We start from the raw sequence: 16,411 nt of genomic DNA, 5'->3' as shown, positions 1-16,411 counted from the left end.
GGAATGATCATTGCGGCGGGCGGGGGACGCCGCATCGGCGGCCCCGAGGCTCTGCTGCACCTGGGCGAACGACCGCTGGTTGATCAGATGATCGACGTGCTCACCGAGGCGGGCTGTACGCAGAACGTGGTGGTGCTGGGCGCGGCGGCCGCCGAGGTCCGGCGGACCGCCGAGCTGGCCGGGGCGACGGTGGTGGTCAACCAGGCCTGGGGTACCGGGGTCGGCTCGTCCATCCGCGCCGGCCTGGCCGCCCTCGCCGACGACACCATCGAGGCGGTCGTGGTGGTGCCGGTCGACATGCCCGGTCTCACCGTCGCGGCGGTCCGCCGGGTCGCCGCGCTGCCGTACCCGGACGCGCTGGTCTGCGCCACCTACGGCGGCCTGCGCGGCTACCCGATGCTGTTCGGCCGCCGGCACTGGCCCGGCATCGCCACCCTGGCCAGCGCGGACGTCGGTGCCCGGCCGTACCTGTTGGCGCACAAGGACCTGATCGTCGACATCGCCTGCGACACCGTGGCCGACGGCAGCCGGGTGGACAGCCCGGAGCTGATGACCCTGTACGGGCTGACCGTGCCACCCCAACGGGTGGGTGCCTGACCGTACCTGCGCGTCGTTCCCGCCGGCCGATCGGTCGGAGTCTGCGGCGTGGGCCCGTTCGGGGCGGCCGACGTCCATCGCGCTCTGCTATAAGGAGACGCTGATAAAGACGGTTCACGCGGGGGAACAAATGAAGATCGACGACACCACGCCCGACGAGGGCCGCTCGCCGGCCTGGTCCCGCCGGTCGGTCCTGGGGACCGGTCTGGTGGCGGGCACCGGCCTCGTCGCCGGGGCGGTACCGGTGCTCGCCGCCGGGCAGGCCGCCGCCGCGCCCTCCGGCTCGGCGGCACAGTGGGTGACCCCCACCGGGTCGATCATCGACCCGCGCCACGAGCTCAGCCCGCCGCTGCCGGACGACCTGATCGGCCGGGCGCCCCGGGTCAGCGGGTCCCGCCTGCGGGCCCTCACCCCGGACCGCCGGTCCGAGGTGGAGTCGTCCTCCCCCGGGGAGGGGCGGCAGTTCAGTCCCTCCTCGACCATCCCGTTCAGCTTCCGCTACGACGACTTCGCGGTCCGGGACCTGCCGGTCGAGCTGCGGCCGTACTACCGCAGCAGCCCGCTGCCACTGGAGGACACCGGCACCCGCGACACCTCCGGCGTCCGGATGATGATCACCGGTGGCAAGATGTACGACCACCCGGTGGCCCAGGCCCAGTACGGCATCGCGCTGCTGGAGAGCCACCGGCTGACCGGCAACGTCGAGTACCTCCAGCGGGCGATCAAGCAGGCCGAGCGCCTGGTCAACCGTCGCACGCTGCGGGGCACCGCCTGGTTCTTCCCGTACGACTTCAACTACGCCCTGCACGCCGTGCACGACCTGTTCCGCCCCCCGTGGTATTCGGGCATGGCCCAGGGGCAGGCGCTCAGCCTCTTCGTCCGGCTGCACGAGGTCACCGGCAACTCCGCCTGGCGTACCGCCGCCGACGCCACCTTCGCGTCGTTCCTGCTGCCGCCGGTGGCCGGCAAGCCGTGGGGGGTCTGGGTGGTCGACGGGCTGCTCTGGCTCGAGGAGTACCCGCATCCCGAGATCGTGCGCGGGGACCGCACCTACAACGGTCACACGTTCGCCGCGTACGGCCTGTGGGACTACTGGCGGCTGACCGGCAGCGCCGACGCCAAGATCCTCCTCCAAGGGGCGCTGACCACCGCCCGGGACGTCTACGCCGCGATCCGCAACCGTTCGTGGCGCAGCAAGTACTGCCTCCTGCACGCCAAGGACTCGGGTAACTACCACACCACGCACAGCATCCAGCACACCCAGCTCTACGCGATCACCGGCGACGAGTACTTCGCCCGGATCGCCGACGTCTACTACACCGACTTCCCGCCGATCGGGGTCAAGGCCAACGTGCGGATGACCGCCGGTACGCACACCGCGTACAAGTTCTCCAGCACCGGGTCGGCGCTGGGCAGCCGTTCGATGACCCTGACCCGCAACAGCACCGCGCCGTGCACCGACCGGCTGCGGATCAGTGGCCGCAGCGGCATCTGGTACGCGATCAGCGCGGGCACCTTCGCCGGCTACCACCTCCAGGAGACCCGGGGGGCGCGCTTCGCGATCGGGGTGAACGCCGGGATGACCTACCTGCTGCCCCGGCTCGGCACGGTGGTGCCGGCGTCGCTCACCTCGTACACGATCGACAGCAACGGCACGATGGTCTCGGGCGCGACCGGGCTGGTGGCCGGCGACCCGGTCAGCTTCGACATGCGCGCGGTGCTCAACGGCGTCGAGCACTACCGGCTGGCCGGCGGCGACCACGCCGGCCGCTGGGTCGGCTACTCCGCCATCAAGCCGGCGTCGTAGGGGGACGGCTCGACAGGTGACCAACCGGGGGCGGGTCTCGCTGGCACTGGCGTGCACGCTGGTGCTGGCGGCCTGCCCCCGGCCGTCGCCGCCCGTACCGCCCGCACCGCCCACGCCGCCGCCGTTCCGCAGCGAGGTGCGGTCGGTCAGCACGGCGGACCTGGGCGCGAGCTGGCGGCCGGGCTGCCCGGTCGGCCCGGAGCGGCTACGGCTGCTGCGACTGGACCACGTCGACTTCGCCGGCCAGGTCCACACCGGCAGCCTGGTCGTGCACGAGCAGGTCGCCGCCGAGGTGGTGACGGTCTTCGCCGACCTGTACCGGCAGCGGTTCCCGATCCGGTCGATGCGGACGGTGGACGCCTACGGCGGGGACGACGCCGCCTCGATGGCCGCCGACAACACCTCCGGGTTCAACTGCCGCCGGGCGGTCACCGAAGGGGCGGCGAGCTGGTCCACCCACGCGTACGGGCGGGCCATCGACGTCAACCCGGTGGAGAATCCGTACCTGTTCGCCGGGCGGGTGCTCCCGCCCGCCGGGGCCGGGTACGTCGACCGTGGCGACCAGCGGCCGGGCATGGCGGTGCCGGACGGGGTGCTGGTCCGGGCGTTCGCGGCGGTCGGCTGGTCGTGGGGCGGGGTGTGGTCCAACCCGGACTACCAGCACTTCAGCACGGCCGGGTGAGCCGGCCGGTCAGCCGTCGATGTTGAAGCGTTGCAGCACCGAGGGGGCGAGCAGGCCGAGCGCGGCCAGCACGGAGACCACGGTGAGCACCGAGCGGACCACCACCACCTCGGTCTTGCCGCCGGCGCGCAACGCGATGCTGTTGGGCAGGCCGATCGGTGTCCACATCCGTCGTTTGATCGGGATGGGCCAGAGGATCGGCACCCCGGCCTTGGTGATCATGTCGCCGATGATGTGCACGAAGCAGCCCACCCCCATCGCCAGGCCGATCATCGGGTAACCCCGGTCGCCGGGCAGGTTGGCGAACGTGTACCAGGCGGCGGCGGCCGAGGTGAGCGTGACGATCACCCAGCCGGCCCGCTCGGCCCACCGGTCGAACAGGCCGCGCAGCGCCAGGCCGATCATGAAGAACAGGATGCCCACCACGGCCCACTTGCCGTACGCGGTGCACAGCGCGGTGGTGCCCCAACCGACCAGCACGGTGAACGGGATGGTGTGGGTCAGCGTCCGGTGGCCGTTGTTGCGCTTCGGGTCCCTGCTGAGTTTGGTGGCGTAGTAGACGCCGAGCGACACCTTCTCGATCACCTCGGCGACGAAGAGCGAGAAGACGCCGAACGTCCGGGCGACGGTTGCCCCGCCCTGGTTGCGGGTCACCTTGCCGGAGAGGTCCAGGTCCGGGAAGAGCGCGCCGCCCGCGCAGACCGCCGTGCCGACCGCGATCGCCAGGGGGGACTGTTCGTAGTCGGCGAAGTGTTGCAGCGCCAACGATCCGCTCAGCCACACCGCCGCGCCGGACAGCGCGTGCGACGGTCCCATCATGTCGGTCATCCTCCCCGGAGATCGTGATCGACAAGTTACGGCACGCCTGTGACATTCCGTCTGTCGGGTTCACGTCGTCCGGTGTGGAGACCACGGGCGGCCCGCCCGTCCCAGGTGGTCCCTGCGCGGGCGGGTCGCCCCTCCTGGTGGCCCTGCTGGGGCCGGGTCAGCGCGGCGGGAACCGCAGGATGCGGTCGTCGGTGGCGGCGGGGCTGCCGCGCCCGTCCCGGTTGCTGGTGGTCACCCAGAGCCAGCCGTCCGGGCCGTACTCCACCGTGCGCAGCCGCCCGTACGTGCCGACCAGCTCGGCCACCGGGGTGCCCGCGCCGCCGGAGGTGGTCAGCGGTACGTTCCACAGCCGGGTGCCGCGCAGCGCGGCCACGTAGAGCCGGTTACCGGCGACCGCCGCGCCGCTCGGGGACGCCTGCGACGTCGACCAGACCACCAGCGGGTCCCGGAACCGGGGGTCGTTGGCCCGGCCCTCGACGGTCGGCCAGCCGTAGTTGCCGCCGGCCACGATCACGTTGACCTCGTCCCAGGTGTTCTGGCCGAACTCGCTGGCCAGCAGCCGGCCCTGCGCGTCCCAGGTCAGCCCCTGCACGTTGCGGTGGCCGAGGCTGTAGACCAGGGAGTTGGCGAACGGGTTGCCGGTCGGCACGGTGCCGTCCGGCCGCATGCGCAGGATCTTGCCGTTGCGGCTGGCGAGGTTCTGCGAGGTGGACGTCTGTCCGGCGTCGCCGACCCCGGCGTAGAGCATGCCGTCCGGCCCGAAGGCGATCCGGCCGCCGTTGTGGATGCTGGACCGGGCCAGCCCGGTCAGGATCGGCGTCTGGGTCTGCGGTGCGCTGAGCCGGAACCGGACGATCCGGTTGTCGGTCGCGGTGGTCAGGTAGACGTAGACGTAGCTGTCCTGCGCGTACGTGGGGGAGACGGCCAGGCCGAGCAGCCCGCCCTCGCCGGTGGCGTTCACCCCGGCGATCTGGGCGACGGTGGTGGGCGCCTGGCCGGGGCGTACCTGGATCACCTGGCCGGAGTTGCGCAGCGCCACCAGGGCGGAGCCGTCGGGCAGGAAGTCCATCCCCCACGGCACGGTCAGGTTGCTCGCCGCGACCTGCGGCCGGGTGAAGTCGAAGTCGCCGAGGGCCACGGGGCCCGGAGGTGGCTGCGGCGCTTCCTGCGTCGCCTGGGCCGGGGTGGGCACCGCCCCGCCGGCGGCCACCAGGCCCACCGTCACCGCTGTCACGATCACCGAACGGACTCTCACGACAAACACCACCAATCACTCAGCGAATTCCGTCAATGTATATCACGTTGGGTGATCAACATCGATGCGTACCGTGTCGGTGGCGATCACTCCGGTTCGGCGGCTCCCGCCCCTGGCGGCTGGCGTGTCCGGCTCCGACGGCGTGGCGCAGCCCGGCGTGTCGACCACGGGCCGTGGTGGGGCCGCCGCCATCCACGCCGTTCGCGGCTTCTGTGGTAGCAACCTGTGACCGATCATTGACCTTGGGTTCTCTTGATCTCTAACGTTCGCGATCACGTGTCGCGTGGTGGGAGGCCTCAGGTGGTCGATGGTTCAGGCGCGTCGTCGGTGTTCGCGTCCCTGACGGGGACGATCCGGCGGCTGTGTCTCTTCTGGGTGCTCCTGCTGACGGTGACCCTGCTGCCAGCCGGGCTGCCGGCCGCGGCCCGACCGTCCTCGCCCGGGGCGGCGAAGGACCGCACGGTGCCGGTCACCCGGCTGGCCCCGCAGCAGCGGGCAGTGTCCCCCTCCGACACCCAGCACTGGTCGACGCAGCAGACGTCCCTGCCGACGGAGGCAACCGCTGTCGTGCCGGTCGACCAGACCCCGTCCCCCGGAGGCGACGCGGAGCGGACCCGGGTGGGCACCCTGCCGATTCGGTTGACCGCCGACCCGTCCTCCTCGTTGCCGGCGCCCGAGCAGCTCGAGGTCGGCGTCGCCGGTGAGAGCGAGGCCGGGGAAGCCGGGGTTCCGGTCCTCCTGCGACTCGACCGGCTGGACGACGGTCTGGACCGCAGCCGGGTCCGCGTCGAGCTCGAGTACTCGGGCTTCCGGGCGGCCTACGGAGCGGACTGGGCCGCGCGGCTCAGGTTGGTGCGGATGAAGCCCTGCCTGGGCGGCGAGGCGGCCGCCACCGCCGCGTGCGGCGTCGAGGCCGTTCTGCCGTCGACCAACGACGTGGCGTCCGGTGTCGTGTCGGCGAGCGTCGACCTCGCACCACTGGAAGCCGGCGGTTTCAGCTCCCGGAACGAGGGCGGCAACGAGGCGGTGGCCGATGCCATGCTCGCCCTGTCGGCGGGCACCGACACCGAGACCGGCTCGTTCGCGAAGACATCTCTGACCGAGTCGTCCGCCTGGCAGGCGGGACAGTCGTCGGGTGACTTCAGCTACTCGTACCCGCTGGACCTGCCGCCGGCCCCCAGCGAACTGGAACCTGAGGTCTCCTTCGGTTACTCGTCCGGCGCGGTGGACGGCCGGACCAACGCGGAGAGCGGACAGACCTCCTGGCTCGGCGAGGGCTGGGGGCACGAGCCCGGCTACATCGAACGGTCCTACCGGTCGTGCAAGGATGACCAGCTTCCCGTCCCGACCCACACCAACGCGACGGGGGACCTGTGCTGGCGGCAGGAGAACGCCACTCTCTTCTTCGCCGGTCGTTCGACCGAACTGGTACGTGACACGCCGACCGCCACCTGGCGGCTCGCCGACGACGACGGCAGCCGCATCGAACTTCTCCGGGACGGCGCCGACTGGAACGACGTCCTCAACGCCCTCTCGCCGGGGGACTTCGACGGTGACGGGCACAGCGACGTCCTGCTCCGGTACGCGTCCAACGGCAACCTCTACCTCGTCCGGGGCGACGGCGCCGGTGGCTTCCTCAACGGCGGACAGGCCACCCGGATCGCCTCGATGTCCAGCGCCGACCTGGTCTGGTCGCCCGGTGACTTCACCGGCGACGGCAACGCCGACGTCATGTTCCGGCGCGGTTCCGACGGCACCATCTGGCTGCTGCGCGGTAACGGCGCGGGTGGGTGGATCACCGGTAGCGCCGAGCAGATCGGGGCGATCGCCGCCGCCAACGCCATCTTCGGTCCGGGCGACTTCAGCGGCGACGGTAAGGCCGACGTGCTGTGGCGTCGCGCCTCCGACGGAGTGCTGTTCATGTTGCAGGGCAACGGCACGGGCGGCTGGGCCAGCGGCAGCATCCAGGTGGGTACCGGCTTCAACAGCCAGGACCAGTTGCTCTCGCCGGGTGACTTCAACGGTGACGGCCACGTCGACGTCATCACCCGGGACGCCACCACCAAGAACCTGAGGCTGTACGCCGGTAACGGTGCCAGCGGCTGGGTGTCGGGGGCCGGCACCCAGATCGCCACCGGGCCATCCCCCGCCGACGTGGTCTTCTCCGGCGGTGACCACGACGGCGACGGCAAGGCCGACGTGCTGTGGCGGCACGGCAGCAGCAAGGACCTCTACCTGCTGACCGGTAACGGCACCGGGGGCTGGAAGAACGGCACCTCGGCCGACGTCACGACCGCCCTGCGGCACGACAACGGCGACGACAACGGCGAGCACTGGCGGTTGACCACGCCCGACGGCGTGCAGTACTACTTCGGCCGGGACCGGCTGCCCGGCTGGGCCGCCACCAACCGGGAGACCAACTCGGTCTGGACCGTGCCGGTCTTCGGCAACAGCTTCGGGGAGCCCTGCTACCGCAGCAGCGGATTCACCGCCTCCCGCTGTGTCCAGGCCTGGCGCTGGAACCTCGACCACGTCGTCGACCCGCACCAGAACGCCATGACGTACTGGTACACCAGGGAACAGGCCCGCACCGGTCTGGCCAACAACGCCAGCAGCACCGCGATCTACGAACGCGGCGGCTACGTCACCCAGATCGAGTACGGCCTCCGCGTCGGCCAGGAGATCACCGGCACGCCCGCGGCCCGGGTGGTGTTCGACCCCGCCGACCGGTGCCTGGCCTCGTGCTGGTCCGGGTCGACGCCGGTCGCCGCGAACTGGCCCGACACCCCCTGGGACCTGCACTGCGCCACGACCGCGACCTCCTGTGCCGGCAACGTCAGCCCGTCCTTCTTCACGACGAAGAGGCTGGCCAAGGTGACCACCCAGGTGTGGAACGGCAGCAGCCACACCCCGATCGACGAATGGGTGCTCACCCACCAGTTCCCGGCCACCGGTGAAACCTCGGTCAGCCCGGCCCTCTGGCTGGCGAACATCGTCCGGACCGGAAAGGACGGCGGCAGCAAGGCCCTGCCCCGCATCGAGTTCGGCGGCACCCGGTACGCCAACCGGACCGACCACAACGTCTCCACCGGGGTCCCGCTGGTGAACCGCTACCGGATCACCCGGGTCAGCGACGAGCACGGTGGCGAGACCACCGTCACCTACGAGGGCTCCGACTGCACGGTCTCCTCCCAGGCCGCTCCGTCCGCGAACCCCAAGCGGTGCTTCCCGCAGTACTACTACCCGCCGCTGGCCCCCGCGCCGGGCTGGTCCTGGTGGAACAAGTACCGGGTGACCAAGGTCGTCGAGAAGGATCTTGTCGGCGGCAGCCCGGACGTCGAGGAGAGCTACGCCTACGCCACCAGCGGGTCGTCCTCCACCGTGTTGTGGCACCACAACGACGGCGCGGCGACCTGGTCCACCCCCCTGGAGAAGCGGTCCTGGTCGGACTTCCGGGGCTGGCCCACGGTCACCGTCACCACCGGCGTCGCCGGGCAGACCCGGTCCCAGACCCGGTCGCTGTACTTCCGGGGCATGGACGAGGACCGCACCGACGCCGGTGAGGGCCTCCGCGACGCCAAGATCACAAACTCGCTGGGTGAGGTCACCGAGGACCACTCCCACCTGGCGGGCATGCTGCACGAGGAGATCGAGTACGACGGCGCGGACGGCATCCCGGTCCACAAGTCGATCACCACGCCGTGGCAGCACCAGACCGCGCACCGGCAGTCGACCACCGACGTCGCCCAACCGTCCAACACGTACGCCTACTACACCGGATCGGCCACCACCCGGGACCTGACCTGGCTGGCCGCGTCGTCGAGCTGGCGGACCACCCGGGCCGTCAACACCTACGAGACCACGTACGGCAGCCTCACCCGGACCGAGGACCTCGGTGACGTCGCCGTCACCACCGACGACACCTGCACCACCATCGAGTACGCCCGGAACCCCACGGCCTGGCTGATCGACTTCCCGTCCGAGACGACCACCACCAACTGCGCCGCCACGCCCGGCCCGGCCGACATCCTCTCCGGCAGCCGGATCTACTACGACGGCAGCACCACCCTCGGCTCCATCGGGAGCCGGGGCCTGCCCACCCGGTCGGACGAGATGTCCGGCGCGAGCGGCAGCACGCCCAGCTACCTGAAGCGCTCCACCGCCACGTACGACGCCCTGGGCCGCATGCTCACCGAGAGCGACGCCCTGGACCAGACCACGACGCTCGCGTACACCCCGGCGGCGGGTGGCCGCGTCACCAGCGTCAGCGAGACCAACCCGAAGTCGCAGACCACCACGGCCAGCCTGAACCTGCGCGGGCTCCCGGTCACCGTCACCGACGCCAACGGCAAGGTCACCACCAGCAGCTACGACCCGCTCGGCCGGGCGTTGAAGTCGTGGCAGCCGGGTACGCCCACCAGCGGCACCCCCGACATCGAGTACGTCTACGGCACCGACAGCCACACCGTCGCCAACTACGTGCAGACCAAGGCAATCGGACCGAACGGCAACCAGATCAGCTCGTTCGAGATCTACGACGGGCACCTGCGGCTGCGGCAGACCCAGGCCACCGCACCGGACGGCAAACGGGTGATCGCCGACGTCCGCTACGACTCACGGGGGCTGGTCGTCAAGGAGTCGGCGTTCTACAACAACGCCAGCGGCCCGACCGGCACCCTGGTCACCTTCGCCGACGCCGACGTGGCCGCCCAGCGGCGGTACGTCTACGACGGCACCGAGGACCTGGTCCGCGACGCCCTGTGGTCGCTGAACGGGGAGAAGTGGCACACCGCGGTCACGTACGACGGCGACCGGGTCAACGTCGACCCCCCGGCCGGCGGCATCCCCACCACCACGATCGAGGACGCCAACGGCCGTACCGTCGCGCTGCGGCGCTACCAGGGCAGCGGCCCGACCGGCACGTACACCGAGACCAGCTACGGGTACGACCGGCTGGACCGGCTGACCACCGTCACCGACGCCGGCAACACCTGGACCCACACCTACGACCGGCTGGACCGGCTCACCAGCGCCACCGACCCCGACGCCGGCCAGCGCGGCTACACGTACGACGCCAACGACCAGGTGGTCACCTCCACCGACGGCCGGGGTGAGGTGCTGCACCGCACGTACGACGAGCTGGGCCGGCTGACCGCGCTCCGCGACGACAACGCCTCCGGCGCGCTGCGCGCCTCCTGGCTGTACGACACCCTGGCCGCCGGCCTGCCCACCTCGGCGACCCGGCACCACGCCACCGGCGACTACGTCCGGCAGGTGAACGGCTACACCGACCGGTACCAGCCGACCGGCGTCACCGACACCATCCCGACCAGCCAGGGCCTGCTCGCCGGCACCTACACCACCGGCTACACCTACCACCCGGACGGCACCCCGGCCAGCAGCACGCTGCCGGCCAAGGGTGGCCTGGCCGCCGAGACGGTCACCACCAGTTACACCAACCAGGGCTACCTGTCCGGGGTGACCGGCCTGGTCACCTACCTGGCCAGCGCCGAGTACTCCTGGCACGGCGCGCTCAGGCAGCAGACCATCGGGGCCGGCACCAAGCGCGCCCGGATCACCACCACCATCGAGGACGCCACCGGCCGGCTCACCAGGTCCGAGGTGCACACCGAGAACCAGACCACCCCCGGCACCTGGGACGAGCGGCTCACCGAGCAGTACACGTACGACCCGGACGGCAACATCACCGGCATCGCCGAGACCAGCGGCGCGACCGTGGTGGCGAACCAGTGTTTCGGGTACGACCACCTGCAACGGCTGACCGAGGCGTGGACCACCACCGCCGGTACCTGCCAGGCCACGCCCAGCCAGGCCGTCGTCGGCGGGGCCGACCCGTACTGGCATTCGTACACCTTCGACGCGGTCGGTAACCGGGCCACCGAGACGCGGCACGCCGCCGGGGGCGACACCACCCGCACCTACAGCTACCCGGCGGCCGGTTCGGCCCGCCCGCACGCCGTCACCGGCATCACCACCAGCGGTGGCGGACCCACCAGCACCTTCACCTACGACAACGGCGGCTACCAGCAGACCCGCACCCACACCGGGGCGCCCGGCCAGACGTTCACCTACGACGCCGAGGGGCTGCTCGCGCAGCTCGCCAACGGCAGCACCGTGCACACCTACCTGTACGCCGCCGACGGCGGGCGGCTCATCGTCGACAACCCCGGCACCGAGAAGATCCTCTACCTGGGGGAGAGCGAGTACCGGCTCAGTCACACCACCGGCCAGGTCACCGCGACCCGTTACTACCCGAACGCGGTGCGGACCACCACCGACGGTCTGACCTGGATGGCCGCCAACCACCACGGCACCACCCAGCTCGCCATCGACTCCGGTGACCTGAGTGTCTCCCGCCGACGTCTCACCCCGTTCGGCGAGAACCGGGCCACCAGTACGGGTCCGTGGCCCGACGACAAGGGTTTCGTCGGCGGCACCGTCGACCCGACCGGCTATACGCACCTGGGGGCCCGCGAGTACGACCCGTCGACCGGCCGGTTCCTCTCCGTGGACCCGCTCGTCGACCCGGGTGACCCGCAGAGCCTGAACGCCTACGCGTACGCCGGCAACAACCCGGTCCGGTTCTCCGACCCGGACGGCCTGCGCCGCATCGAGCATGGCGGTAGCGGCGGAGGCGGTGGCCCGGGAGGTACGAGTTCTCTGGGCGGCGGGTTCGCGCTCAGGACCGCGACCGGCGAGGTGGTGTCGGTCGCCAAGGTCCACAACTTCGTCGGCGTCGCCACCATGCACGACCTCACCGTCACCAACCTCCACACGTACTATGTGCTCGCCGGCACCACCCCGGTTCTTGTTCACAACTGCGATACGCGAATTGCTAGCAGCGACCAGGGGAGAGCCCATAACGCTGCAGCATTCGAGGAGAACGGCCACAATGGATTTAGCGGGCTTTGTGATCCAGCAACGGACACGTTCCATGCGCGGCAGAGTGGTGGCGATGGTGCTCTAGTCAGCCGCGCCGGTGGCCACGGGCAAATCAACAGAGAGGTCTTTGGTGGGTCGCGTAATGCAATCGGATTCGTCGCCATCAGGGGTGGCGATGGAGTCATCAATATGCGGTGGAACTCGGCTAGCGTGAATGTGCGAAACTTCGGGCAGCGCGCGGCGCCGGAAGTCTGGCGAGGTCGGATCATGGATTCGATCAGGCGCGCCACTGGACTTAAGGTGGTTGGTTAGATGGCTACTCTAAATCTGTCGATCGGCGGTTTCGCGGTCCCGCCCGAACTTGTCGAGATCGTAGAGCGAGGTAGTTGGCTCCCGCCTGCAGAGCAAGTGCTGCGGGAGGTGTTTATGGATGATCCCGATGATCCTCATTTCTACGACTTTGCGACGATGGTGCGTCAGAATGAATTGTTCCGTGCAATGGATTCCGATGATTACGCCGCCCTAGTTGGCGGAAATCAATCGGATATTGATCCGGGTTGGTGTGTCGTAATTGGAGACCTGGGTGCGGACATGCCTATAGCGCTAGACTACCGCTCTAATCCAGACAATCCTCGCGTCATCTACCTCGGGCTGGACGGATGGCGCGAGGTTGCGCCCAGCTTTGGCGCGCTGGCTCAGTTGTTGCAGCTGTAGACAGTGGCCGCAGTGGCGTGGTCACTCGATCGGCTGGACGTGGCGAGGGCGGCTCGATGCAGTGCATGAGGCTATGCGCTGGGCTATCGGCGTGGACGGCCGCTGGCCAGTGGTGACGTGCCTGATGGGTTCACCGACAACGGATTCCCTGTTGAACTGAAGCCGGATTCTAGAAGTGGAATTCGCGCGGGCACCCGTCAACTGAGGCGCTACATGAACCAGATGGGTGTAGGCTACGGCGAGTTGTGGACCTACAAGATCGGCAGTGGCGGGAATGTTGCCTTCCGGCTTACGGCGGTGCCAAAGAGTCCGTTCCGATGGATGAAATGGTAAGTGTGCATGGTTAAGCAGATTTCGGTACGTGAAGTTTTCAAGATCGCCATGGATCTTGGTGTAATCCCAGAGTCTGCGGTGGTGGATCGTAAGGGCCGTGCTGCCTGGTCTTCGGGTGAGCTTGCGCTGGTGGCAATGCTGGAGCGGCGACCCGACGGTTGGCTTGGCTGGCATGCTTTCGTTGGCGACCTAAAGCTCGGTCCGGCATTGTCCAGCTTTGGCGGTCTGTCGGTCGCGATCGATCCTTTAGTGGATGATGCGGTTGATTGGCCACGGGCGGGCGGCTCGGCGGGATCTATTGAGAAATTCTTGCGTGGTGGCATTGGTGCTGCCCGAAGGTTTGTCGTGGACCGTCTCGATCTTGCACAGTTGCTCGCGTCAGAGTCTGACGTGCGACGGGGGGATTTGACTACCTGGCTTCCCGCAGCCAACTATCCCGCACGACTTGTCCAGGCACTGATCCTTGCCCGCGATATGGGTTTCGATCGAGCTTGAAGCGGAGATCCAGGAAAAGCTAAGGTTCGGTACGCTTTTTTTGCCCGGGGGGCAAGAGGTGGATATCGCGAGCTCTGCAAAGCGCTGGGCCAGACAGTACGCAAAGGCCATCGGTCGCGAGGTCTCGGTCTAGTGGCGGAGAGTGAACAACGGCTACGCGATTCCGTTGCAGGCCCTGTCGCTCCCGGGCTCCGATCGGCTGAGACATGTCGGTCAACTCAACGGGAGCCGCCGTCTTTGTACTCGTCTGCCGGCCGAGCCTAGGTTTCGATCGCACCGTCGTGCGGCACGCCTGACAGCACCACATCCCAAGCGCTCTCCGGGCCCATCGTCACCGCTGCCACGATCACCGAACGGACTCTCACGACAAACATCACCAATCGCTCAACGAGTACCGTCAATGTATGTCACTTTGGGTGATCAACGGCGATGCGTGCCGTGTCGATCGGTGGGCGGTGGGGCGACGACTTCCGCCCTCGCTCACCGGCGTACCCGCACCGACGGCGTGGCGTGGCCCGGCATGTCGACCACGGGCCGTGGTGGGTCTTCTGCTTCTCCTGTTCGTTGAACCGACGTGACCTGGTGACCACGCGCAGATAGATTCTCTCTGCCCGGAGTCAAGGGCGCTGGAACCTGGGTGGCGGGTAGGAGGCGTCAAGAATGATACTGGCTGCTACTGAGATCGGATTCTTTGAGGACTACGAAGGTGAAGAGGTCCTAGAAGTAGGAGTAGCGGGCGTCGATGATGCTGGCGTTCATCGGTCGTTGTCCGTCCAGAGATCCACCTACGAGCCCGACGATCAGGAAGTCCGGTCCGGGATGGACTCGTACAGCGTTTCAACTGAACGGGGCCTCACTGTCTATGGTTGCCTGCGGAGAGTGGAACTCACTGCGTCGCGGCTGACGCTCGAGTTGGTGGACGAGGATGCGGATGCGCTTGGAGTCGCTACTCCCATCCAGGTGGCGCTGACGGAATCTGGAGTCGAGCGTGTGACCTTGTCCGAGAAACTTCGAGAGATCTTGGAGTGGGGGGCACATGAGAAGCGGCCAGAGCTGGTAGGGCTTGATGTCGAACGCGGCTGAACCTACACCGCGAGGAGATCAAGGAAACCGTCAAGGACGAGATCTCGGGCGGCCAGTCTTACGAGCATAGCTTCGCGCTGGAGACCGGGGTGCTCCTGGCCGACGGCAGCAGTCGACGCATCGACGAGGTTGCCGAGGGCGACCAGGTTGTCGCGCAGGACCCGGAGACCGGTCGATCCCGGGTCGAGCCGGTCACCGACCTGCACGTCAACCAGGACGTCGAACTGACCGATCTGGCCGTTCGGACCGAGGACGGTGAGTTCGTCACCCTCGAGACCACCCAGAACCATCCGTTCTGGAGCGACAGCCGTCAGGAGTGGGTCGACGCCAGCGAGCTGCGTCCGACCGAGGTGCTCAGGACCGCGACCGGCGAGGTGGTGTCGATCGCCAAGGTCCGCAACTTCGTCGGCGTCGCCACCATGCACGACCTCACCGTCGCCAACCTCCACACGTACTATGTGCTAGCCGAGGACGTCCCGCTCTTGGTGCACAACTGCGGCGACGACGATGACCTCGTCACGATGTTCCACTACACCCACAAGAAGGGATACAACGGGATCAGGGCCGGTAACCCATACCACATTAAGAGCGGCGATTCCAAAAACGGGGCGGGTCCTTTCTTTACCAATATGAGCCCGGCGGACATCAAGCTTGCCGGAAGGGGTGCCTTCAAGAGTCAGCTCGGTCTGACCTCCGAAAAGACTGTGTATGTGATGGAGTTTCTGGTGCCGAAGTCTTCTCTGACGCGGCTACGTGGAGGAAGAGGTCAGCACGTCTTCGAGATTCGCGGCGGAATTCAAGTACCGAGATCCCGGGTCAGATTCTCCGGGTTTACCAGTAAGTGGGAATGAGAGATGATTACCGGCGAGGACACGGTTGTCGTCGTAGGGCTAGCAGACCTGGCACCCGTGGTCGGTCGGATGCTTGACGCCCTGAAAAGGCGTTGGCCAGCGATGCTGGTGTCGATCAACGATGGCGAGCGGCAGCACGAGTTTTCCCGGTGGCGAGCCGGTGCTGGCGCGCTGCCGGAGTCGCGGGGGGATGTGATGGTAGCGCGCGACTCGGCGCTCCGTGATGCATGGGATGAACATGGATACTTCACCGATCGGACAGGGCGGGGCCCGCTAGCCATCTACTATGAGCCTTGCGAAAAGGGCCTGATCAAGACCGTCATGCAGGAGGAGCCGTACCGGCGAGAACCTCAATACGGATTCTCTCCGTTCGATGCGTTGCTCTTAGGTGATGGTTGTTCGGTACTCACCATCGTCACTCCTGACGGGGCACCCCATTTTCGTGATGAGGTGCTTGGTCTGCTGCGTCAGGCCGTAGCCGAGAAGAGTGAACTCGCTTGAGAGGCTTAGCCCAGCGGTCAGGGAGCATATACCTGCGTCGTTCCGGCTTTGGTGCCGACGAGTGACAGGTGGCTACCTGCGGCCCCGTGCATAGCTGGAGCAGCGTCGGCTCGTCGAACAGGTGTGGCGGGCGGGGGAGGGCTCAGCTTCGCGGGGTGTTGTGCTCGATGCGGTCAGCCCGCTGGTGATCGGACAGGAGCCTGGTGATCGGGCGGACGGTGGTTCCCAAGGACTCGCTTCAACCGTGGTGGCGGCCGAGGGTCCGTCAGTTCCCGAGGTATCCGAAAGCATGCTCCTCGCGGATGCGCTGGGAGTGCCGTTTGCGGGCTGCGCGGCGATGACGCTCGACGATAGGGAGAGTA

General features: G+C 68.3%; 12 protein-coding genes. 10 read left to right on the top strand and 2 right to left on the bottom strand.

All coding sequences use genetic code 11. The annotated features are described in order from the left end of the window. The first annotated feature begins 3 nt into the window (after nt 1-3). From PVK37_RS27120 to PVK37_RS27110, 3 genes are all read left to right on the top strand, one after another. A complete protein-coding gene (locus PVK37_RS27120) occupies nt 4-597 on the top strand; it encodes a nucleotidyltransferase family protein (protein WP_275030656.1) in 594 nt (197 codons plus the stop codon). A 130-nt stretch (nt 598-727) separates the two neighbouring features. Then, on the top strand, nt 728-2,404 hold the full coding sequence (locus PVK37_RS27115) for a D-glucuronyl C5-epimerase family protein (RefSeq protein WP_275030655.1): 1,677 nt from the start codon (nt 728-730) through the stop codon (nt 2,402-2,404). A gap of 16 nt (nt 2,405-2,420) precedes the next feature. After that, nucleotides 2,421-3,086 (top strand): M15 family metallopeptidase, encoded by a 666-nt coding sequence (locus PVK37_RS27110; protein ID WP_275030654.1) that lies wholly within the window; start codon nt 2,421-2,423, stop codon nt 3,084-3,086. A 9-nt stretch (nt 3,087-3,095) separates the two neighbouring features. On the opposite strand, the gene PVK37_RS27105 is transcribed toward PVK37_RS27110, so the two are convergent. Next, nucleotides 3,096-3,905, bottom strand: a complete 810-nt coding sequence (locus tag PVK37_RS27105; protein WP_275030652.1) for a metal-dependent hydrolase — start codon at nt 3,903-3,905, stop codon at nt 3,096-3,098. A gap of 166 nt (nt 3,906-4,071) precedes the next feature. Continuing rightward, nucleotides 4,072-5,154, bottom strand: a complete 1,083-nt coding sequence (locus PVK37_RS27100) for a PQQ-dependent sugar dehydrogenase (protein ID WP_275030651.1) — start codon at nt 5,152-5,154, stop codon at nt 4,072-4,074. Between the two features lie 315 nt (nt 5,155-5,469). On the opposite strand from PVK37_RS27100, the gene PVK37_RS27095 reads away from it, so the two are divergent. From PVK37_RS27095 to PVK37_RS27070, 7 genes are all read left to right on the top strand, one after another. Next, complete coding sequence (locus PVK37_RS27095) at nt 5,470-12,384, top strand: FG-GAP-like repeat-containing protein (RefSeq protein ID WP_275030650.1); 6,915 nt, start codon at nt 5,470-5,472, stop codon at nt 12,382-12,384. Beyond that, the gene (locus PVK37_RS27090; protein ID WP_275030649.1) at nt 12,385-12,786 is read left to right on the top strand and encodes an SMI1/KNR4 family protein; all 402 of its coding nucleotides are present in this window, start codon (nt 12,385-12,387) and stop codon (nt 12,784-12,786) included. Between the two features lie 78 nt (nt 12,787-12,864). After that, nucleotides 12,865-13,119, top strand: coding sequence for a hypothetical protein (locus tag PVK37_RS31940; RefSeq protein ID WP_423791115.1), 255 nt, complete (start codon nt 12,865-12,867; stop codon nt 13,117-13,119). A 6-nt stretch (nt 13,120-13,125) separates the two neighbouring features. Then, nucleotides 13,126-13,614, top strand: a complete 489-nt coding sequence (locus tag PVK37_RS27085; RefSeq protein WP_275030648.1) for a hypothetical protein — start codon at nt 13,126-13,128, stop codon at nt 13,612-13,614. A gap of 660 nt (nt 13,615-14,274) precedes the next feature. Next, nucleotides 14,275-14,697 (top strand): Imm10 family immunity protein, encoded by a 423-nt coding sequence (locus PVK37_RS27080; protein WP_275030647.1) that lies wholly within the window; start codon nt 14,275-14,277, stop codon nt 14,695-14,697. Between the two features lie 89 nt (nt 14,698-14,786). Then, complete coding sequence (locus tag PVK37_RS27075) at nt 14,787-15,548, top strand: polymorphic toxin-type HINT domain-containing protein (RefSeq protein ID WP_275030646.1); 762 nt, start codon at nt 14,787-14,789, stop codon at nt 15,546-15,548. Between the two features lie 69 nt (nt 15,549-15,617). Continuing rightward, nucleotides 15,618-16,049, top strand: a complete 432-nt coding sequence (locus PVK37_RS27070; protein WP_275030645.1) for a hypothetical protein — start codon at nt 15,618-15,620, stop codon at nt 16,047-16,049. Nucleotides 16,050-16,411: the final 362 nt, after the last annotated feature.

Source organism: Micromonospora cathayae, assembly GCF_028993575.1.
GTDB lineage: Bacteria > Actinomycetota > Actinomycetes > Mycobacteriales > Micromonosporaceae > Micromonospora > Micromonospora cathayae.
Note: the sequence above shows the minus strand (reverse complement) of the source record. Positions and strands in the feature narration are given on the sequence as shown.

What these genes read in the sequence shown, in the direction of transcription:
- PVK37_RS27120 (WP_275030656.1), top strand. Translation starts at nt 4, where the DNA reads ATGATCATTGCGGCGGGCGGGGGACGCCGCATCGGCGGCCCCGAGGCT.
- PVK37_RS27115 (WP_275030655.1), top strand. Translation starts at nt 728, where the DNA reads ATGAAGATCGACGACACCACGCCCGACGAGGGCCGCTCGCCGGCCTGG.
- PVK37_RS27105 (WP_275030652.1), bottom strand. Translation starts at nt 3,905, where the DNA reads ATGATGGGACCGTCGCACGCGCTGTCCGGCGCGGCGGTGTGGCTGAGC.
- PVK37_RS27090 (WP_275030649.1), top strand. Translation starts at nt 12,385, where the DNA reads ATGGCTACTCTAAATCTGTCGATCGGCGGTTTCGCGGTCCCGCCCGAA.
- PVK37_RS27085 (WP_275030648.1), top strand. Translation starts at nt 13,126, where the DNA reads ATGGTTAAGCAGATTTCGGTACGTGAAGTTTTCAAGATCGCCATGGAT.
- PVK37_RS27080 (WP_275030647.1), top strand. Translation starts at nt 14,275, where the DNA reads ATGATACTGGCTGCTACTGAGATCGGATTCTTTGAGGACTACGAAGGT.
- PVK37_RS27070 (WP_275030645.1), top strand. Translation starts at nt 15,618, where the DNA reads ATGCTTGACGCCCTGAAAAGGCGTTGGCCAGCGATGCTGGTGTCGATC.